The sequence below is a fragment of the Microcoleus sp. N3A4 genome (genome assembly GCF_036701805.1).
Classification (GTDB): domain Bacteria; phylum Cyanobacteriota; class Cyanobacteriia; order Cyanobacteriales; family Microcoleaceae; genus Microcoleus.
Genome location: NZ_JAUBRJ010000084.1, coordinates 15,841 through 31,673, shown reverse-complemented (window position 1 = coordinate 31,673; position 15,833 = coordinate 15,841). Strand labels below are relative to the sequence as shown.

At 46.2% G+C, this 15,833-nt stretch carries 17 protein-coding genes; 13 read left to right on the top strand and 4 right to left on the bottom strand.

The genetic code is table 11. The features are described from left to right. Window positions 1–76 precede the first annotated feature (76 nt). Together QUA56_RS31695 and QUA56_RS31690 are read left to right on the top strand one after the other, a co-directional pair. A complete protein-coding gene (locus QUA56_RS31695; RefSeq protein WP_333366477.1) occupies window positions 77–364 on the top strand; it encodes a hypothetical protein in 288 nt (95 codons plus the stop codon). Beyond that, on the top strand, window positions 361–561 hold the full coding sequence (locus QUA56_RS31690; protein ID WP_333305297.1) for a hypothetical protein: 201 nt from the start codon (window positions 361–363) through the stop codon (window positions 559–561). The genes QUA56_RS31695 and QUA56_RS31690 overlap by 4 nt, the downstream gene beginning before the upstream one ends. A 272-nt stretch (window positions 562–833) precedes the next feature. Here QUA56_RS31690 and QUA56_RS31685 read toward each other — a convergent pair whose 3' ends face one another. The 3 genes from QUA56_RS31685 to QUA56_RS31675 form a co-directional block, all read right to left on the bottom strand. Beyond that, window positions 834–1,439 (bottom strand): hypothetical protein, encoded by a 606-nt coding sequence (locus tag QUA56_RS31685; RefSeq protein ID WP_333366474.1) that lies wholly within the window; start codon window positions 1,437–1,439, stop codon window positions 834–836. Window positions 1,440–1,630: 191 nt separating this feature from the next. Further along, window positions 1,631–3,997 carry a DNA helicase PcrA gene (gene pcrA, locus QUA56_RS31680; protein ID WP_333366471.1) on the bottom strand — a complete coding sequence of 789 codons (2,367 nt, stop codon included), beginning with the start codon at window positions 3,995–3,997 and terminating at the stop codon, window positions 1,631–1,633. A 336-nt stretch (window positions 3,998–4,333) separates the two neighbouring features. Next, window positions 4,334–4,717: a YkvA family protein gene (locus QUA56_RS31675; protein WP_333366468.1), complete on the bottom strand. Its 384-nt coding sequence runs from the start codon at window positions 4,715–4,717 to the stop codon at window positions 4,334–4,336. A 132-nt stretch (window positions 4,718–4,849) separates the two neighbouring features. Here QUA56_RS31675 and QUA56_RS31670 point away from each other — a divergent pair, with 132 nt between their 5' ends. Both QUA56_RS31670 and QUA56_RS31665 read left to right on the top strand, forming a co-directional pair. Beyond that, window positions 4,850–5,593, top strand: coding sequence for an SIMPL domain-containing protein (locus tag QUA56_RS31670; protein WP_333366465.1), 744 nt, complete (start codon window positions 4,850–4,852; stop codon window positions 5,591–5,593). Between the two features lie 584 nt (window positions 5,594–6,177). After that, window positions 6,178–7,305 (top strand): flagellar assembly protein H, encoded by a 1,128-nt coding sequence (locus QUA56_RS31665; protein WP_333366462.1) that lies wholly within the window; start codon window positions 6,178–6,180, stop codon window positions 7,303–7,305. 104 nt (window positions 7,306–7,409) lie between these two features. Here QUA56_RS31665 and QUA56_RS31660 read toward each other — a convergent pair whose 3' ends face one another. Continuing rightward, on the bottom strand, window positions 7,410–8,096 hold the full coding sequence (locus QUA56_RS31660; protein ID WP_333366459.1) for a hypothetical protein: 687 nt from the start codon (window positions 8,094–8,096) through the stop codon (window positions 7,410–7,412). Window positions 8,097–8,227: 131 nt separating this feature from the next. Here QUA56_RS31660 and QUA56_RS31655 point away from each other — a divergent pair, with 131 nt between their 5' ends. The 9 genes from QUA56_RS31655 to QUA56_RS31615 all read left to right on the top strand — a co-directional run bounded on the left by QUA56_RS31655 (window position 8,228) and on the right by QUA56_RS31615 (window position 15,543). Next, entirely contained in the window at window positions 8,228–8,527 is a 300-nt protein-coding gene (locus tag QUA56_RS31655; RefSeq protein WP_333366456.1) for a DUF1778 domain-containing protein, read from the top strand. Then, window positions 8,511–8,807, top strand: a complete 297-nt coding sequence (locus QUA56_RS31650) for a hypothetical protein (RefSeq protein WP_333366453.1) — start codon at window positions 8,511–8,513, stop codon at window positions 8,805–8,807. The genes QUA56_RS31655 and QUA56_RS31650 overlap by 17 nt, the downstream gene beginning before the upstream one ends. A 55-nt stretch (window positions 8,808–8,862) precedes the next feature. Beyond that, window positions 8,863–9,030, top strand: coding sequence for a hypothetical protein (locus QUA56_RS31645; protein WP_333366450.1), 168 nt, complete (start codon window positions 8,863–8,865; stop codon window positions 9,028–9,030). A gap of 150 nt (window positions 9,031–9,180) precedes the next feature. Beyond that, the gene (locus tag QUA56_RS31640; protein WP_333366447.1) at window positions 9,181–10,362 is read left to right on the top strand and encodes a F420-0:Gamma-glutamyl ligase; all 1,182 of its coding nucleotides are present in this window, start codon (window positions 9,181–9,183) and stop codon (window positions 10,360–10,362) included. 191 nt (window positions 10,363–10,553) lie between these two features. Beyond that, on the top strand, window positions 10,554–11,885 hold the full coding sequence (locus QUA56_RS31635) for a GNAT family N-acetyltransferase (RefSeq protein ID WP_333366444.1): 1,332 nt from the start codon (window positions 10,554–10,556) through the stop codon (window positions 11,883–11,885). A 265-nt stretch (window positions 11,886–12,150) separates the two neighbouring features. Next, complete coding sequence (gene ruvX, locus QUA56_RS31630) at window positions 12,151–12,609, top strand: Holliday junction resolvase RuvX (RefSeq protein ID WP_333366441.1); 459 nt, start codon at window positions 12,151–12,153, stop codon at window positions 12,607–12,609. A 312-nt stretch (window positions 12,610–12,921) separates the two neighbouring features. Beyond that, entirely contained in the window at window positions 12,922–13,500 is a 579-nt protein-coding gene (locus QUA56_RS31625) for a DUF3727 domain-containing protein (RefSeq protein WP_333366438.1), read from the top strand. 247 nt (window positions 13,501–13,747) lie between these two features. Then, window positions 13,748–14,872, top strand: coding sequence for an endolytic transglycosylase MltG (mltG, locus tag QUA56_RS31620; RefSeq protein ID WP_333366435.1), 1,125 nt, complete (start codon window positions 13,748–13,750; stop codon window positions 14,870–14,872). 149 nt (window positions 14,873–15,021) lie between these two features. Continuing rightward, window positions 15,022–15,543, top strand: a complete 522-nt coding sequence (locus QUA56_RS31615; protein WP_333366432.1) for a YqeG family HAD IIIA-type phosphatase — start codon at window positions 15,022–15,024, stop codon at window positions 15,541–15,543. The last annotated feature ends 290 nt before the right edge of the window (window positions 15,544–15,833 follow it).

The following is a 15,833-nucleotide window of genomic DNA, read 5'->3' as shown; positions in this document are numbered from 1 at the left end:
TAAACCTTTTAAGTGGACATATAAGGGCAAAGTTTTGGCTGTTTAATGGTCTGTTTATTTCCGCCGCGCTGTACTAGTGGAAATCCTCAACGAGACAACCGCCACAGAATATATATTCATGCAGCAGTTTGGCGAGACAGAAGCGACACTCCCCGAACTAGAATCCCTGGATAATATTAAGGAAAGGTTGAGAACCTCTTACAATCGTTTGTACAGGCTTTTGCAGCAGGTGGCAGAATCTCAACCCGCTGCGACTGCGGATACGTTAAACTTTCTCTATGGAACGATAGAAGACGGAGAGGCAATTGTCGATGCCTCAGCAGCAAGCATTCAAGAAATCAAAATGGATTGGAATTTACGATGAATCAACAACCTAGAATCCCCGACGCTGAAACCAGAAAGCGACACGTTGAAAAGATGCGTGAAGTCTGCCGACAGTTGGACGCTTTCAATTTGAAGTTAGATGAAGCGATTGCCATATTTGAAGCTGACAACCGCCGCCAGCGTCGAGAACGTTTGGCGGGTAAATACAGGCGTGTGGAATCTCAGGCAGTCGAATAAGATATGAGATGTGGCATCATTGTTAATAAGTCTTTTATGAACAGGCTTTTCGGCCTGTTCCACAAAGAGTGAATTTTCTTGTGGGACAGGCCGAAAAGCCTGTTCTTGAGAAGGGTGCAAGATGTGAGATAAAATCGATCGAGGGGCGATTCTCTGCGGGATAGCCTTGAATCATTTCTTTTGAGTCCCCCTCTCCTGGGACTTCGTTTGTTTAGTAGGGGTTTTAACCGCCGACTCCGATCGCGGATTTTGAATGCAGATTTGATATGATGCTAATTTTCGCGCACCATCCACACTAAAAATCCCAATATTTTATCTACTGGAGGTAGCGGATAATCGGTAAGATCGATCGTCACTATTTGCCCTTCCAGCTTGAGAAACCGCCAAGCTGTGCCGCTGGAAACGCTACCGTAGATGGCTGATATCGATCGCCCTTTGGCTTCATTAAATCTCTGGGCCGCCACCATTTCAGCAATACATTGACCCAAACCTACTTTCAAATCTCCTTTTTTAGCTTCCACCATCACAATTACCGGGGCCTCAACGTCTAATTGTTCCGGGGAACGGCTGATGATAAAATCGCAAACTCCTGTAAGTCCAACAGCCACATCAACATTAAATTCCTCACCCGAAAACACGCTGATTTGTTGGTTCAGAATCCTGCGAACTTCCAGCAATACAGGGTTAATAATAGCTTCAGAACGGGCTTTTTCGGTGCTAGTGGCGATCGCCCAAGGCAAATTTGTCTCCAGCATGGTCTGCAAGGCTGTTGCGGGTGCGATCGGCTCAATTTCCGGCAGAAATCTCATTCCTTCCACTACTGTAAGATTAAAGGCTTCTTTAACCTTGCCGATGGTCGTAAATTGACTGTAAGACATAAGATTTTAGGTTTTTATTTCTACTTTTTACTTAGATAAAACGAAGGTTGAAACCGGGTCTACACAAACGAGATACCCGACGTGGACTAAAGATAAAAACGAAATTGTTACCGCATTTTAACCGCCCCTTCTTCAACCCGCTATTCTAGGTTTTGCCTGTATATACGCGGTTTCAACCGCCGGATTTTCTATTACACTCGCTGCAACTTAGCTGTTCTGGGATCGATGATTTTTCTGCCCAATCCCGAAAACTTAATTGCCAGATTAGTTTTATCGCCCGCCCCTAAAACGTGGGTAATTTCTCCAACTCCAAAAGCATGATGAAAAACCCGATCGCCCGTTTGCCAATCCGCCGATTGTACATTGTTTCCCGGTTGAGAACTGCCGGAATTTGCTGCTGAATTATTAGTTTTTCCTTTAGATGCAGCCGTTTTCCCCGCTTGAGTTTTTTTCGCACTTCCAGCCAGCAAATGCGGTGGCAATTCTCCTAAGAATAGCGAAGGGGTGCAGTGTTCCCGGTAGCCTCCCCAAAGGCGGCGTTCGCGAGTGTGGGTGAGAAATAGCAATTCCTGGGCGCGAGTGATGCCGACGTAGCACAAACGGCGTTCTTCTTCGATCGCTTTCGGGTCGTCCAAACTGCGGAAATTGGGAAATAAACCCTGTTCCATTCCGACTAGAAATACTACGGGAAATTCTAACCCTTTGGCTGAGTGCAGCGTCATCAGCGATACGCGGGAATCTTCTTCCTGCAAGTCATCTAAATCGGATGCTAAAGATGCTTTTGCTAAAAATGATGTCAGCGTCGGTTCTTCGTTTTGTTCTTCAAATTGCAGCACTGCATTGTACAATTCTCTGACGTTTTCGATGCGATTTTCTGCTTCCTCGGTTCCTTGGTTTTTCAAATCTTCAATGTAGCCTGAATCTTGGATAATTCCTTGGACAATTTGCGAAGCCGGCAGAGTTTCAACTTGCGATTGCCAACGGCCAATCATTTCGGCAAACTTAATAATAGCTTTTGCCGATCGCCCTGCGAGAGTATTGACAGAAGATTCATCGCTGAGGATTTCCCACAACGGAATGCCCAATTGAGTTGCAGCGTCTTCGACTTTGGAAAATGTGGTATCGCCAATGCCGCGGCGGGGAGTATTGATGATGCGTTTGAGGCTGACGCTATCGTCGGGATTGGCAAGCGTCCGCAGGTATGCTAGGATATCTTTGATTTCTTTGCGATCGTAAAACTTGAGGCCGCCGACAATATTGTAGGCAATGTCTAAACGCATTAACGCTTCTTCAAAAGAGCGAGATTGAGCGTTTGTGCGGTAGAGAATCGCAAAGTTACTGCCCTTTTCGTATTCGGAGTTTTGGCGTTTCAAGGAATGAATTTGACCTGCTACAAATTCCGCTTCTTCTAATTCGTTGTCGGCGCGCCAGACAACAATTGGAGCTCCCGGTTCGCGAGTCGGGCGCAGAATTTTCTCGATCCGTTCGGTATTGTGTTCGATCAAGTGGTTCGCGACTTGCAGGATGTTTTCGCGCGATCGATAATTTTCCTCTAATTTTACCATTGTCTGAGTTTTATCGTCGGACAAACCATCTCCGAAATCCTCTTGAAATTCCAGCAATATCGTATAATCTGCCATCCGAAAGCTGTAAATTGATTGATCGACATCGCCCACGACAAAAATCGAGCGGTTTTGCCATTTATCGAAGTTTTTCGGGTCGGCGTTATTAGTCACCAACATCCGAATCAAATCGTACTGAGTGCGGTTAGTATCTTGGTATTCGTCAACTAAAATATGGCAAAACTTTTTATGCCAGTAACTTAATACTTGCTCGTTTTGGCTCAAAAGTTTAACGGGAACGAGGATTAAATCGTCAAAATCTAGGGCATTGTTGGCTGCTAAAGCGTCTTGGTAGCGACTGTAAACATCGGCAATCACGCGACCTCGATAATCCGGTTCTGCTGCTTGGTATTCTTGAGGCGACAAGCCTTTATTTTTTGCGTTACTGATGACATAGCGGACTTTTCGTGGGTCAAATTTCTTGTCATCGAGGTTCAGGCTTTTGGTGACGATTTGTTTGACAAGACTTTGAGCATCTGACTCGTCAAAAATCGAAAAGTTTTTCTTCCACTGGCGGCCTTTTTCGTCTTGATATTTCTCTATGTCGTAGCGGAGAATGCGGCCGCACAAAGAGTGAAAAGTCCCCATCCAAATGTGTTTGGTAATTCTCTGGTAAATGTGCGATCGCAATTTGGTTTGCACATCCGGGGCTAAGTCTACCAAAGGTTTGCCATATTCCGCTTCAGCTTGCTGAGTTGCCAGCAATTTCTCAATTCTTTCTTTCATCTCCCTGGCGGCTTTATTTGTAAATGTCACCGCCAGAATATTTTCGGGATCGACTCGATGGGTGCGAACTAAGTTAGCAACTCGGTAAGTTAGAGCTCTGGTTTTGCCGGAACCAGCGCCCGCTACTACTAACAGCGGCCCGTTATAATGGGCGACTGCTTGGCGCTGAGATGGGTTGAGGTGGCTGAGGAAATCAGTGGTTTGAGTCATAGCTAGAAAGTTAGTTAATTTTTTTAAGGGGTAAATAATACTTGGTATGCAATACCGCGACTTTTTTTTAAGGTAAGGTGCGCCTAGCGCACTATATATTATAACTAAAACGGTGATTTGTTGAACTTTAAATATTTTGGGGCCGAGGGAGTTGTTTAAGGTAATATGAATTCCGGTTGCACGAGAAAGATGATAGGCCGCGGAGGACACGGCAATGCCGTATCCCTACGCCAAAATAATCAATCTGACTCGATGATAAATGTAACCATAGTCCGATTAATTGTAGGGAAACGGCACTGCCGTGTCCTGAATTTGGGTAATATCAATAGTTTTGCTTTAACGTTTAAATATTTGTTTCAACCACATTGCTGCTAATATTCCCAAGCCAATCCAAATGGCAATAATTACAGCAGCCACAGCCCGATTTATCGGTTTTCCTAGCTCTATTTTGGCGGCTGCTTTTTTCCGACACTCTGCTAAAACCTGTGGCGGAATCATCTTCAGTACCAGCCAAATTCCCAAAGGTACAATTATCAAATCGTCCAAGTAGCCGAGAACGGGTATGAAGTCAGGAATTAAGTCGATCGGGCTAAAAGCATAGGCCACCGTAAGGCCTGCTAAAATTCTGGCGTACCCAGGTACTCTCTGGTCTGTACTGGCTAAATAAACAGCGTAAGTCTCTTTTTTTAGTCGGCGGGCAGCTTGTTTTAAGGATTGCATATAAAGATTAAAGACTTATGACTAATAACTTATAATTTTTTTAGTTGCTAAAAATGTAACAGACCGCATATTTAGCAATTTCAGTGGGAAGGTAAAGTATAGCATCTGTTGTATGTGAGGAGAATCAAGTTTATGAGTTCAAATTTGCAACGTCGCGATCGCATTAATTTCCGCAGTCTGTTAACAGCGTTGTGTTTAACCTTAACTCTCGTCAGTTTCGCGGGATTAGATCCGGCGGCTGCTCAAGAACAGCGGATGAGAACGCTGAGTGTCACTGGGCGGGGTGTGGAAGCGATTCCGACAACCCAAACTCAAGTTGCTTTGGGGGTTGAGGTGCAGGGGAAAACGGCGGCCGAGGTGCAGCAGGAAGCGGCGAGGCGATCGTCGGCTGTGGTAGAATTGCTGCGATCGCGCCAAGTGGAAAAACTCGAAACTACCGGCATCACCCTCAACCCGACTTACAGCTACGAAAACAACCAGCAGCGCCTAACAGGTTATATTGCTACAAATACCGTCAGTTTTCGGCTTAATACTCAATCTGCTGGCACTTTGCTCGACGACGCGGTGAATGCCGGAGCAACCCGAATTCAAGGTGTGAGCTTTGTGGCCGCCGACAGTGCGATCGAACAAGCTCGAAAACAAGCACTCAAAAAAGCAACTCAAGACGCTCAAGCGCAAGCGGATGCAGTGTTGAGCGCCCTAAACCTCAAGCGGGGAGAGATTCTGGGCATTCAAGTCAACGGTGCGATCGCGCCGCCTCCTACTCCTATGTATCGGCAACTTGCTGGTGCTCGCGCTGCTGCTGATGCTACAACGCCAGTGGTGGGAGGAGAACAGCAGGTAGAAGCTTCTGTGACTTTGCAAATTGGATATTGATTGCAGCTTGCATTCTCAATGAACGTAAAATGCGATATCTGGGTGTTTGAGTTTTTTATGCTTGTCTACTTATTGTCAGATAAAACATCTTATAGCGGTTCTCAAGTAAGTGAGGTACGTAGTTGGGCTTTAGCCCTCTTAATTGTGCTTATGTAGTTAAGTGAGGCAGGGTAAACGCATCTAATTTCTAAATTTCCATATATAGCGTTTGAGTAGAGACAAAAGCGCTACAGGTGGAAAAACGGTTCTCAATAAACAACAATAAAGCCGAGTTATTGTGCTAAAATCCCTCGTTATTGACAAGATACGTTTACCCTGTTAAGTGAGGTAAGCACCGCCATCAACTCCCATTACCAATTAATACTCATACCTCATCTACCTGAGAAAGGCTATATATCAATTCCGTTAGCATCGGAATGATATAAACGGAGGACACGGCTTGGCCTTAGTCCCTACCACGATCGATTGTAGGGACTAAGGCACTGCCGTGTCCTCGCTTATCATTCCGGTGCAGCCGGAATTGATATTAAATATCCGACGATAACATGATAAAATTTAAGCCGAAAATATCAAAATAAATTTTTATGACGCGATTTATTCACGATCGCTTTGCCAAAGACTTGTTGACAGAACTGCTGTCTCCTATCGGGACGGTGAATATCGGGCATGATGTTACTGCCGAAGTTCGAGAAATCGATGTTTATTTCATTCCAATGACTGTAATTCCTGAATACTCAGCAACTTTAGGATTGTTGGGAAAAATGGCTGAGACGACGGCAATTTTTGAACCGTTTCGCAATCCAGTAACTGTAGGCGAAGTCATTAGCTGTATGAGTAAGTTATGGGATTTGCGAGGTGAATTGGAACGGCAAGCCAGAAGAGAAAATACTCGCTATGATGATGCTAAGTTGCCGACACTGTGGATTTTGACACCTACAGCATCGAAAGCAATGCTGGAGGGTTTTGGCGCGATACCCAAGCCTGAGCATTGGATGGAGGGCATTTATTTTTTGCCTAGGCATTTGAAATCGGCAATTGTGGTGATTCACCAATTGCCAGAAACTCCAGAAACGATGTGGTTGAGGATTTTAGGGAAAGGAAAAGTGCAGCAAAGGGCGATCGGCGAGTTGAGCTCTTTAGCAACCGACGATCCGTTACGGATTATCGCGCTAGAATTGTTGTATCAGTTACAGTCAAACTTAGTAACCGATACCCAACAAGAGTTACAGCCAGAAGAGCGGGAGTTAATTATGGCGATCCCATCACTTTTTAGAGAACAGTTAGAAGCCGCACAACAACAAGGAATTGAACAAGGACTAGAACAAGGAATTGAACAAGGACTAGAACAAGGAATTGAACAAGGAAGACAAGCACAACAGCGCTTAATTTTAGAAAATTTTCTGCAAGTCCGATTTGGAGAAATTAACTCAAAAATGACTGCTTTCTTATCTCCAATATCAAAGTTACCCGCTGCGGAATTTACGGTGCTGTTGCTGGCAATATCCATGCTAACTGTCGATGAAGCAGGAAAACAACAAGCGGTCAGATTATTAGCAGAAAATGTTTTGATAATTCGCCAAAATGAATTGGGCGATATTCTGCCTACAGCCCTTACCAATTTACTAGCATTGCCTGTCGATGAATTGACATTGTTTGTAGAACAATTGCCTCAGTTATCGGCGGATGAATTGAGAGCAAGATTGGCAAGGTAAAACACGGAATCTGTTAGACACCCGACTTCTTAAAGCAGTCGGGGATTCTGTCCAATTTTCCTCAATCCAAATTTATCCATCGCTCAATTACCTCCCCTTATAGGTCAAGAACTAGCAATTTCACTAGATTCTGAATAAAATATATCTCTGGCTTTTATGGCTTCTTCAATCGCTTTAGGTGAAGCAGTAAGCTTCTTTGTATCAACTTCTAAGTCACATGACCACCAACGTGGAACTAAACAAGAATAGTGTTGAAAGATATGACAGTTACTACACCATTCCCATAAACCACCACTTGCAACGAATCTTACCCCTTTAATTTCTTTCCTAATGGGTTTTCCTATTTGATACCAGCGACACAAAGCAGCAACTCTACAAACAGGACACGCTGCTGATAGATGGAGCGACTCTTGAGATGCCTGAAACACTTCTTGCCACGCTGTTTTATGTTCAGATGGCACTCCAGTCCAATTATCCTCCCTTGAGACGATCCCTTCGAGCCGAAAACCTATCTCTGCCCCTTTTTGTTGTGGGTACCAACCTCGATCGAGGGCGTGTAAGATAGCTTTCCTTACCAACCAAGGTGAAATGATGTTACCGTACTCGACCCAGGTAATCATTCTCTGTCCTGGATTGTCCGCATACTCTACAAAGATTAGCAGACCAGTTTCCATACCAGGTTCATCGTCCGGGTGGACAATCCAGCGGTATTCAACATCATTAACATTGATTAGCCTCGTGCCTTTTTTAGCAAGTGCCATAAACCTCAAATACTGTACGTGTATTCGCATATTTTACCGCAGACTTTCGATCGATCGCACTTACCTGTAATTTTACATAAGCTCGATCGATCCCTAACTTTTAGCGTGACATACGGCAAAGTGCCGTATATAATGGATAAATGAGATAAACCGTATTTTGTATGACTAAAACTACTAAATCGGAACCGTCAGCCCGATTGGAGGCTCGTATCAGTCCAGAGATTAAAGCCCTTTGGCAAAAAGCCGCTGACATAGAAGGATGTACCTTAACAGATTTCGTCATCGCCAGCGTTCAAGCAGTCGCTTCCAAAGTTATTGAACAGCACCAAAGACTGACACTTGACCTTGACGACAGCGAGGCTTTCGTAAATGCCCTCCTGAATCCAACCCAGCCGAATCAAGCTCTCAAAGCAGCAGCCTTGCGCTACAAACAAGTGATGGGCGATGGTACTCACAATTGAACTCTTAGATAGCAGCAGACATCACAGAGAGCTTTTTTGTTGTGGACAAGATAGTTTGGACAACTACATCCGTAAACAAGCTTCTCAGGATCTCAAAAAGAAAGTCGCAATCGTATTCGTTTTAGTGGAGTCTTCCAACACTGATGTGATTGCCTATTATACGCTTTCTGCATACACCATTGAACTCGCAGATTTGAATGAATCTTTTGCAAAAAAGCTGCCCCGCTATCCCCTTCTACCTGCTACATTGCTCGGTCGTTTGGCAGTCGATCGTACTTGACCTTGGTCAACATCTCGGCGAGTTGATTCTGATAGATGCTTTGACAAAAGCACTCTTGGCAACTGCACAAGTTGCATCTCTCGCTGTCATTGCAGAAGCTCTGGATGAGCCAGCAGCCAATTTCTATCAAAAATATGGTTTTCAAAAGTTTAAACAAAACCCGATGAAGCTTTATCTACCAATGAAATCGGTTGAAGAACTTTGTCAAAATTCTAACATTTAGTTGATTTTGTTAAAAACCGATCGCCCATTGCAATCCCCAACCCCAACCCCAACCCCAACAACCCCCACAAATCCAATTACTACCGGATCGGCGATCGAAGTACCCGATATCGACTACAGTAAACACAAAATATTATTGGCGGTGATTTGAGTGATTGAGACTTTAGCAACAGGAATCGCAGCAGCCGGTTCGCTGCTAGCATTGGGCGGATTGGGCCTAGAGTTGAACTATCGCCGGACTGGGAGTGCAAATAAACTAGAACTAACAGCCGGAGAATGGCACTTAGCCATCTCGGAACCCAACCGCTATCTTTTGGTGGGAGAAATGGAGTTCCGCAACCTGACACAGCGGTTCGAGGTGATGTTGCCGGAAGTGCGCGCACAGGTGAAACTGCTGTCAGACGGAAGTTTGGATGGCGTTACTTCCCAGACAAAGGTGATTCCTTACCACAAAGACGCAGCAGCCAGAGCAGACGATTACTGGTTTGGCTATATTGTTAAAGCCCAAAAAAACACGAAAATTAAAGTTTCTGTAGACATTCAAGGGCAAGATTTAACCAAATTGCAGTCAGCTTGGGTGCAAGTACACTTCGTCACCTACGGCCCAAGCGGGCGCATCCCGAAAGTCCGCAACGTAGTAGTCCCGCTGCAATTTCCCAACTCGGACACCGTACCCATCGCCAGAAATGTCGGAGTTGCAGAAGTCTTGCCGATTCGCACTCACATACTGGCGGAACTGGACAATCCCGTCGAAATTGTCAAGCGGTACGTGCTGCCGCGCGCCCAGAAAGGGGATATTGTCGCCCTGGCAGAAACTCCCCTAGCTTTGATGCAGGGACGCTACCGCCATCCCAGCGAAGTCAAACCCGGATGGGCGGCAAAGCGAGTGTGCTTGTTTTTCTTGCCCACGTCGAGTTTGGCCACGGCTTGCGGGATGCAGACGTTGGTTGATGTAGTCGGCCCTTGGCGCGTAGTAGCAGCATTTGCGATCGGCGCTGCGGCTAAAATATTTGGCAAACCGGGAGTCTTTTACCAACTAGCAGGGGAACAAGCCAGGCTGATCGACGACGTTACCGGGACTTTGCCTCCCTTCGACCAATTTATTGTCCTCGGCCCGGACAATCCCCAGCAAGTTGTAGAAGAAATTCAACGAGAAACCGGACTTGCGGCGGCGATCGTAGACGCTAACGACTTGAAAGCAGTTAAGATATTAGCAGCGACCTCCGATTTATCGGTAACATTTTTAGAGCAAGCCTTGCGAAGCAACCCCGCCGGGAATGCAGACGAGCGAACACCAGTCGTTTTAATTCGACCTCTGCCACAAAAATCTTGAGTTGAAAACAGAAAATTAAAAATTCAAAAAGATGATTTGAAATTTTTAATTTTCGATCGAGCAAGAAAGGGAGAAGAATCAAAAGTTATAAGTTTTGAAATCAAAATTTACCCATTCAAAACTCAAAACTTCTCTAACTCTTCCCCTTTCTGAATTTTTATTTTTTAATTTCCATTCTCCACTTTTATGCTATGACTTCATTTCCCTCCCAAAACCAAAACCAGGTTGTGATTCGCCCGTTTCAGTATCGCGACATCGAGGCGATGGAACAACTGTGCGCGGAAACAGCCGACGAGCCAGAAAACGGCAAAAGCGCAAGCTGCGACTTGGTACTAGGTAGAAAGTTACAGCAGATTCGCCGCTGGTACGGACTGCTAAAGATTTTTAGCTTGTTTCCCAACCCTTGTCAGTCCCTGTTCCGGGCCCACGTTGCCGAAGAAGAGGGGAGAGTTAAGGGCATAATTCAGATTTCTCCTTTCAACCGCACCCGCAGCACTTGGCGGATCGATCGCATAGGAGTAGACCCGGAAGCCCGCAGCAAAGGAATTGGTTCGATGCTGCTGCGGTACTGCTTTGAGGCAGTCTGGGAGGCGCGGACGTGGCTGCTGGAGGTGAATGTCGGCGACAAAACTTCCCTGGCTTTGTACCGGCAGAACGGGTTTCAGCCTTTGGCCCAGATGACTTACTGGACGATCGCCCCAGAACGCCTGCAAGAAATGGCCAACTCAACGCCAGATTTGCCCAACCTGCTGCCCGTCAGCAACGCCGACGCTCAGTTGCTCTACCAACTGGATACCGCGTCTATGCCGCCCCTGGTGCGCCAAGTATTCGATCGGCACATTCAAGATTTCAAAACCAGTTTTTTCGGCGCTTTAGTCGAAGGTGTCAGACAGTGGCTGGGCAAAACCGAGGTAGTCAGCGGCTACGTGTTTGAACCGCAGCGCAAAGCCGCGATCGGCTATTTTCAAGTGCAGCTATCCCGCAACGGCCACCAACCGCACGTCGCCCAGTTGACTGTACACCCGGCCTACACTTGGCTTTACCCGGAACTGCTGTCCCAGATGGCGCGCCTCGTTCAAGATTTCCCGGTTCAAAGCCTGCAACTGGCTTCCGCTGACTATCAGCCCGAACGGGAAGCTTATTTAGAGCAATTTGGAGCTGTGCGCGTGGAACACAGTTTGCTGATGTCTCGATCGGTGTGGCACAAATTGCGCGAGTCCAAGTTAGTCTCTCTCGAAGGACTCCAGCTATCAGAAATGCTGCAAAGCTTCCAGCCAACTCGCAAACCAGTACCGGGCCGGATGTCCTGGCTCGGCCCGATGGCTGGGGAAGCGACAGCAGGGCACCCGTCCTGTGAGATTAAACCCCTGTTGGCTGACTCGGGAAACAGCCAAACAAATCAAGCTAACCCCTTGGGCTGCCAAAATTCCGAATCGGCAGCAACTGATGCCAGCAGCGCTTTGCCTCTAAATTTGCCGGAATTGCCTCTAGACGGAGGCTGGCCGGGAGAACTCAATTCTTAATAATTGAAAGCAGAAGGTAGAAGGTAGAAAGCCGAAAAAATAGAATTAATCATCCCAAAAATTCCTTGTTTCGTCGGCCCTAATCCCCAAATATCCCTTCTGCTTTTGATTGAACTCAACTTAAGATTACCTATCTTCTTCTTACTTTCTTCACTTCTTCCTTCGCATCCTTCGCGTCTTCGCGGTTCGTCAAATAAGATTATTTCCGCAAAAAAACAGTAAATCTAAAATCTAAAATCTAAAATCTAAAATTGATTGATTGATAATGTCCAACGATAAATTATGGATTTCAGCTCTGGGATTAGATATCGGTCTCAAACGAGTCGGCATCGCCGGATGTGACGGCACCGGTTTAATAGCTACGGGCATTACAACTCTGGTACGATCGTCCTTCGAGCGAGACGTAGCTTATCTCAGAGAGCTCGTCCGAGAGCGGAGAGTGCAAATTTTGGTTGCAGGCTTGCCCTACTCCCTGAGCGGAGAATTGGGCGCTCAAGCGCGACAGGTGCAGAAATATGCGAATCGCATCGCCTCCGCCTTAGAGATCCCCCTAGAATACGTGGACGAGCGCCTGACTTCGGTAGAGGCAGAGGAATTGATGAAAGCACAAGGGATTTCGCCGTCGCAAAATAAGGGTGCGATCGATCGCAAAGCAGCGGCCCTGATTTTGCAGCAGTGGCTAGACGAGCGGAGGCAAAATATCTGCGCCCTTCCCAATCATTGATAGCTTGTAACAGAGGCGTGATATCCTGGTTGTGCAAGTTTGCTACGCACACCTGTAACCCTTGACAAACTGGAGAAAATTCTGCTGTACCCTCGGTACTGAAGAAGCACAAAATCGTGATTTGTCCTCAGTGTCGCTTGCTGACTCGACTGAGATTTAAACGCTGCACTCCTCGCCTCTGGAAAAGGCCGCGAGTCTCGCGGTTTAAGCTTGTGGACTGGCGATCGCCCACTTAGCTAGAATATCGCCACGAAAATTCCCAATTGTCAAGCCAACGTTAGTGAATTATTGACGGAAAATAAGATACACGCGATGTCCTCATCCCCATACCGCAAAAAAGAGAATGGCAATTCCAACCAAGAGTCCGTCACCCTGACGGATGAAGTTGGGCGATCGCTGACTTGCAACATAGAATATTCTATGAACCTAGAAGGTCAAGAATACGCTTTGCTACTTCCGATTGACTCGCCCGTAGAAATTTTTACCTGGCACGGAGACGATGCCGACGAAGCAGCAATTCCTGTAGAAGACGAGACCGAAATTGACAAAGTTTTTGATACCGCTAGAGTTGTCCTGCAAGAGCAGAACTTGACGCTCCGGCGCACAGCGGTGACGATGACTGTGGTTGGCGAATTGCCGGAATTTCCCGACGAGGATTTGGCGCCCGATGCCGATCCTGATGAGGAGTCGGAGTTTGAGGAGCTGATGTGGCTGACCAGCTTCTACCACGAAGAACAGGAATATGCCATTTATACGCCTCTCGACCCGTTCTTTATCTTGGCTCGAATGAATGATGACGGCAAGCCAGAATTGCTCTCGGAAGAAGAGTTCCAAAGGCTGGAACCTATGTTACCTATGCTGGAAGACCAGTTCTTTGACGAGCTTGATTAAATATTAATTGCAGGCAGAAGGCCTGACGGCAAAAAGCAGAATTTTTTACTATTTTATAAGAAAGTAAACTGCTCGCCCGATCGAACTTTTTCGAGATTGCCCCTTCTGCCTTCACGATCGGGCTTTTGAATTGGGCCGAGTGAATTTGGTCTTTTACAGGGCTTGTATCAGTAACTTGTCGGCCATCAATCGTAGGTCATCAGTCATTAGTCGTTAGTTAACCGCCACTTATCGAGGACAACGGACTATGAATAAAGAACCACTGACAAAAGACAGCGCGCGCGAGGGCCGAAAAGGTACTCCGCAAGTCTCTAAATGGTTGTTTTATCTGGCGTTGCTGCCGGCAATTTGGGGCGTTTGCGCTTGGCAGGGCTGGGCTTGGTGGAGCTGGGCTTCTGCCCCGCCTAAAATAGCTGAAACGTCAACTTCCCCGGGAGAGGATGCTGCTGTTTCGATCCAAATCCCGGAAGGTACTCCCAGTCAAAAAATCGGGCGGGATTTGGAGGCTGCGGGCTTGATTCGATCGGCTGGAGCATGGAATATGTGGGCCCGCTGGCTGACTATGCAAAACCGCGAGGGAGGTTTTCAAGCAGGAACTTACCAACTGTCGCCGACTCAGCCTCTGAGTGCAGTTGCTGAGAAAATTTGGAATGGCGAAGTCGCACAGCAGAGTTTCACGATTCCCGAAGGGTGGTCGATGCAACAAATGAGCGCTTATTTTGAAGCCCAAGGTTTTTTCCCGGCTAAGGATTTTATGGCTGTGGCAAGTCAAGTTCCCTACGCTCAATACCCTTGGCTACCGAGCGGATTGCCTCACTTGGAAGGGTTTTTGTACCCGGATACTTATCAACTAGACGGCGATGCAATTAGCCCGGAAGCTGTCATCAAGCAAATGCTCGATCGTTTCGAGCAGTTGGCTTTGCCGATCTATCAAAAAAATCAGAAGAATACTAAGCTGGATTTGAAAGAGTGGGTGACGCTGGCGAGTATTGTGGAAAAAGAGGCTGTGGTTGCTTCCGAGCGCAATCGCATTGCTGGGGTGTTTACCAGCCGCTTGAATAAGGGCATGAAGTTGGGTTCAGATCCGACGGTTGAATACGCCCTCGGCATCAGGCAAACTAAGGAAAAGCCTCTGACTTTCAAGCAGGTGGAAACGCCTTCTCCTTACAACACTTATATAAATGTAGGACTACCGCCAACTCCGATCGCATCTCCGGGAATAGCAAGTCTGGAAGCGACTCTGACTCCAGAAAATACAGAATACCTGTATTTTATGGCGCGGTATGACGGCACTCACATTTTTAGCCGCACGCAGGCGGAACACGATGCTGCGATTGCTAAAGTTGACCAGCAGTTGCGATCGACTCCATAGATTGGCAATCGCTAATACACAAGTAAACAGTCAAAAGTAACAAAGGAAAAGCAAGAATTATTCACTTTTGATTTTTTACTTTGTCAATCTTTAACTCCTAATTTCTGATTTCTCAATCTAAAATCTAAAATCTAAAATCTAAAATCATTATGACTTGGGGTAAACTACTACAGCCTGACTTAGTTCTAGGCAATTCGGTCGTGAATTTAACGGCTGATATTCTGCAGAAATATCATATTAAAGGATTAGTGTTGGATGTGGACGAAACTCTCGTTCCCATTACGGCAATGAATGCTTCTCCTGAACTCAGCTTGTGGGTGCAAGAAATTAAACCCGTGGTATCGCTGTGGTTGGCAAGCAATAATTTAAGTCAGACTCGGATCGGTCGAATTGCTGAGTCTTTGAATCTACCATACATCACGGGTGCTGCTAAACCGTCGCGCCGCAAGTTGCGAACAGCAGTGACTGCAATGAATTTGCCGGTGGAACAGGTGGCGATGGTGGGCGATCGACTTTTTACTGATGTTTTAGCTGGCAATCGTTTGGGTATGTTCACTATTTTAGTGGAACCAATGGTTGATGCTGGGTATGCGCTTCGCAAGTATCCGGTGCGCTCTTTTGAAGTTTGGGTTTCTCAAGCTTTGGGGGCTTCTCTGAAAATTAAAGATTAGTCAATAGTCATTAGTCAATAGTCAGTAGTCAGTAGTCAGTAGTCAAGAGTTTGAGTCATTAGTCATTAGTCATTAGTCATTAGTCATTAGTCATTAGTCATTAGTCATTAGTCATTAGTGGGGAGGGCGGGTTGATAAATATCGAGGAAGTGAATCATCGATTTTGGTGAAGCTGCCCCTACATTATTGGTTATAATCAACTAGACATTTCCAGAAACGCCAGCTTTGAACAGGCATCCTGCCTGTTCCACAATAATTATGGGAGATGTCTACTGGAAATGATATTATCA